The organism is Roseomonas sp. HF4, from assembly GCF_005222755.1.
In the GTDB taxonomy this organism is placed as follows: Bacteria; Pseudomonadota; Alphaproteobacteria; order Acetobacterales; family Acetobacteraceae; genus Neoroseomonas.
This window is the reverse complement of sequence record NZ_STGD01000046.1, coordinates 1-1,050: the sequence shown is the minus strand read 5'-3', so window position 1 is coordinate 1,050 and position 1,050 is coordinate 1. Positions and strand designations below refer to the sequence as shown.

At 68.9% G+C, this 1,050-nt stretch carries 1 pseudogene; it reads right to left on the bottom strand.

Features of this window, described 5'->3' with window-relative positions:
- Positions 1-40: 40 nt before the first annotated feature.
- Positions 41-1,050: pseudogene (locus E8M80_RS25615) on the bottom strand (IS3 family transposase); the annotation flags it as partial.

Below are 1,050 nucleotides of genomic sequence, written 5' to 3'. Positions count from 1 at the left end.
TGAAGTTGCCCCGGTTCTGTGGACGGTCTGCGGGCAGTGGTCAGTCCTTCATGAGCATCTTCCTTGCTTCGAATTCGATGGGCGAGAGGTAGCCGAGGGACGAATGGCGCCTGGTCGGGTTGTAGAAGCCCTCGATGAAGTGGAACACGGCCATGCGTGCCTCGGCCTGGGAGCGAAAGCGGCGCCGATCGAGCAGCTCGCACTCGAGCGTGGCGAAGAACGCCTCGGCCAGCGCGTTGTCGTAGGCGTCGCCGACAGATCCCGTGCTGGGGCGGACGCCGGCTTCCTGGCATCGCATCCCGAAGGCCAGCGAGGTGTATTGGCTGCCCTGATCGCTGTGATGCACGACATCGGCCGGTTTCCTCGTGGTGACGGCCATGTCGAGTGCATCGAGGACGAGCTGCGTGCGCAGGTCGTTCGCCATGGCCCAGCCGACGATGCGCCGCGACCAGGCGTCGAGGACGACGGCCAGGAACAGGAAGCCTGCCGCGGTCGGCACATAGGTGATGTCGGCGACCCACAGCAGGTTCGGCGCCGGCGCCGTGAAGACCCGGCCGACGAGGTCGTTCGCCGGCCTATGCGTCGGCTCGCGGCGCGTCGTGGTCGGGAAGCGACGCCGCGACACACCGCGCAGCCCGGCCTGGCGCATCAGCCGCGCCACGCGCTTGCGGGCGATCGCCGTGCCGTCGGCTTGAAGTTCGGCATGCACCCGTGGCGTGCCGTAGGTGCCATGCGAGCCGGCATGGATCGTCCGGATCCGGCGCAGCAGGACGGCATCGGCCTGCGCATGCGCCGAGGTCGGCCGGCGCCGCCAAGCGTAGTAGCCGGAGGCCGAGACCCGCAGCACGCGGGCCATGACACGGATGGGGAATTCGGCCTGGTGCGCGCTCATGAATTCGAAGACCCGGACGGGGTCTTGTCCCTCGCGAACCAGGCCGCCGCCTTTGCCAGGATGTCGCGCTCCTGGCGCAGGCGATGGTTCTCACGGCGGAGCTTGCTCAGTTCCTCTCGCTCGGCGCTGATCGCGCCGCCATCCCGGCGCTCGCCGGC